This is a genomic window from Candidatus Cloacimonadota bacterium (assembly GCA_011372345.1).
Lineage (GTDB): Bacteria > Cloacimonadota > Cloacimonadia > Cloacimonadales > TCS61 > DRTC01.
This window is the reverse complement of sequence record DRTC01000213.1, coordinates 1-3,051: the sequence shown is the minus strand read 5'-3', so window position 1 is coordinate 3,051 and position 3,051 is coordinate 1. Positions and strand designations below refer to the sequence as shown.

The 3,051-nt window shown below is 35.2% G+C and carries 4 protein-coding genes; all 4 read right to left on the bottom strand.

The window, feature by feature from the left end:
• Positions 1–262 precede the first annotated feature (262 nt).
• Positions 263–1,633 carry an alpha-amylase gene (locus ENL20_04180; GenBank protein ID HHE37754.1) on the bottom strand — a complete coding sequence of 457 codons (1,371 nt, stop codon included), beginning with the start codon at positions 1,631–1,633 and terminating at the stop codon, positions 263–265.
• On the bottom strand, positions 1,630–2,100 hold the full coding sequence (locus ENL20_04175; GenBank protein HHE37753.1) for an ATPase P: 471 nt from the start codon (positions 2,098–2,100) through the stop codon (positions 1,630–1,632). Before ENL20_04175 ends, ENL20_04180 begins: the two co-directional genes overlap by 4 nt.
• Before the next feature lie 88 nt (positions 2,101–2,188).
• Positions 2,189–2,392, bottom strand: coding sequence for a sulfur carrier protein ThiS (gene thiS / locus ENL20_04170; protein ID HHE37752.1), 204 nt, complete (start codon positions 2,390–2,392; stop codon positions 2,189–2,191).
• A gap of 67 nt (positions 2,393–2,459) precedes the next feature.
• Entirely contained in the window at positions 2,460–3,023 is a 564-nt protein-coding gene (thiF, locus tag ENL20_04165) for a sulfur carrier protein ThiS adenylyltransferase ThiF (GenBank protein HHE37751.1), read from the bottom strand.
• Positions 3,024–3,051: the final 28 nt, after the last annotated feature.

The window sequence follows — 3,051 nt, the reverse complement described above, 5'->3', positions numbered from 1 at the left end:
TTCCGTAAGTTCTGGTGTTTATCTGTATAAATCAAGTGTTAACGGCAAAACTGAGGTTGTGAAAAAATATCTGCTATTAAAGTAAAATGAAATCAAAGAATCGACTCGTGAAATATCTTGGATTGATTTTGATTTTCTTAAAATTTTGTGGTTAACAGAAATGCACACTCAAAAATTCATTTAAAAGTTTTGGGATTTATTTTGAAGTGAATTAGCATTCAGAAGTTTAATGGTTTGTGATAGATGGTATGACGCATTCGAACTATTGATTCTTTTGTATCAGTACTTTATATTCCCAGGATTTAAGTGAAATTGGTTCATCTCCGGAAAATATAACTTTTTCCTGTTCAAATATATCGTTGTATTCTCCTGTAAAATTATTTTCCTGCAAAGAGATGCTCTGCCCAAAAGGTGATAAATTAGTAATTACAAAGATCTTATCGTTATCAACCTGCCGGGTGTATGTAAATACAGCTTTATCATTTGAAGTGTGAATTCTTTGCAGTTCCCCGCCTTTGAATCCATTCCATAAAGCTTTATTTTCTTTTTTCAAATTTAAAAGTTTCGTATAAATTTCCTTCATTCCGCAATCTTTCCACTCGATCTCATCTTTATCAAAAAAAGAAAGCCGCTTATCCAGGCATGCTTCCTGACCGCTGTAAACTAAAGGCATTCCGGGAAATGTCAGGGAAAGAACTGCGAAAACTTCAGCTGCTTTTCCGAGTCTTTCATAAACAGTACCGTTCCAGGAATTTTCGTCGTGATTGGAAGTGAAGGTCATGCGAAAATCATTCAAGGCAAAAGTATTTTTTTCTTCAATCAGATGAGCATCGATATGAGAAGCATTTTTCTTTCCTGCTGCAATAGCATTCATAATTTTGAAAAGTTTCCAGTTATAAGACATATCGAATGCTTGTTTGTGAAGTTCGGGAGTTTCCCATTCTGCCAGCATAAAAACAGGTTTGATCTGATCAAGTTCAAGACGAACCTTATTCCAGAAATCAATTGGCACCATACCCGCAACATCACAGCGAAAACCGTCGATATCTATTTCCTTTATCCAGAATTTAAGAGCATCGAGCATGTATTTCCGCATTTCCTGATTATCAAAATTAAAATCGATCACATCCGCCCAATCTTTTACCGGTGAAACATGATTTCCATTCTCATCTTTTGTGAACCAGTCCGGATGATCATAAACGATTTGATTGTCCCACGCACAATGATTTGCCACCCAATCGATGATCACATACATTCCCATTTTATGGATTTTTTTCACTAATTGTTTGAATTCTTCCAGCGTTCCGTGAGCAGGATTAACATTGAGATAATCCTTTACCGAATAATAACTTCCGAGAGTTCCTTTGCGATTTTTTTCACCAATCGGATGGATTGGCATAAACCAGAGAATGCCGACACCTAATTGTTTAAGGTGGGGGAGATGCTCTTCAAATTCCTGGAAAGTTCCGTTTTTGGAAAACTGTCGCAGATTTACTTCATAAATGCTTTGATTGTATGACCATTCCGGATGTTTTATCGTGTTCATTTCAGTTCCATATTTATAATTCTTTTGAGACTCTAATTGTATAAAATTAATAGCAATTAGAATCGCAATTATAAGAATCTTCTTCATATTCTTAAAGTTGCTTTTAATCGATTCGATTTATAAAATAATTCCAGAGCAGAATTAATATCAGGGCAAACAATATCGGTATTCAAAAGCGATTGAGAAGCTGCTCCTTCAGTCTGGATCAGACTTATTCCCAGGATCGCTTCTTTGACCATTAAATTATCGTTGAGTCCGTTTCCTATGCAAGCTGTTTTTTCAATTCCCAGCTCCTGAACATATTTTAGTTTTTTTTGATCCTGATCTTCCGGGGATAGAACGGAAATCGTAACTGGTAAGTCTGTTAATTCATTATGAACAGTTCCGAATGAATCTGCTGTGATAATATGAATTTTTAAAGATTTTGCGAGAATTTCCAATCTTTCTTTTACTCCTGAAATCAATTTTCCATCGATTGCCAGAGTTCCGTTGAAATCCAGGACAAGATGTTCCAGTTTGATTTCTTTTCTTCCCGGAATATTGAATTTAAGCATAAAAATTTTCCTTTATGTCATTTTCTCTCGTTCCCAAATTCCGATTTGGGAATGCAATTGGATTAAAAGTTCTACTTTGATATTTTTTCTATCCTCCACTGATCAAATGAATGATCTTCACATCAGCATTTTCAGGGATTATTCGCGTTTTGTATTCATCTTTTTTCACTAGTTTGTCATTTACTTTCACAACCAGCATCTTAAAAGAATAGTTCATTATTTTCAGAATTTCATCGATGGTGAGACCTTCCTGCCAGTCGATTTTATTGTTGTTTACTGTTATGGTTTTCATATTTCCTTCTAAAATGTAACTCATAGCTCTGCTTTGAGAGCATATTTTCACAAACCAGAGGTTTATGTTACATTAATAACATTTCCAATACTAAATTTGCCTGCATATTGGCGACGATCCCTACTCTCGGAGCCATAGGGGAGAAGCCCTCTTTCAGTTCTGTTTCTTCATCTCCGCAAATATATAAATTCCCGATTTTTTTCTGATGTATTTTATTATTCATGCCAAAACCGGCAAGACCAGAAGCAGCAATTATTGGTTTTTTAGGAAAATGAGATAGCCAGGTTTCGATCAGCATTTTTTTCATTTCTGCTTTATCAAATGCTTCCACCATTATATCTACATTTTTGTATATTATTGGAATATTTTTTTCATCGAGTTTGATATGGTGTATCTGGTAATTGGAAAAAGGATTTATTCTCATTAAATTTGCGCGTAATGCTTTAACTTTTGGTTCTCCGATCTGCTTTAAAAAATACTGCTGTCTGTTCAGATTGGAAGTTTCGATTTTATCAAAATCTGCAATGATCAATTTACCGATACCAACTCTCGCGAGAGCAACTGCTACATTGGAACCTAAACCTCCTGCGCCTGCAATCCCGATAGTTGATTCAAGTATTATCTGTAGGATTTTGGGATCGTGCTTGGAGAAGAAATCT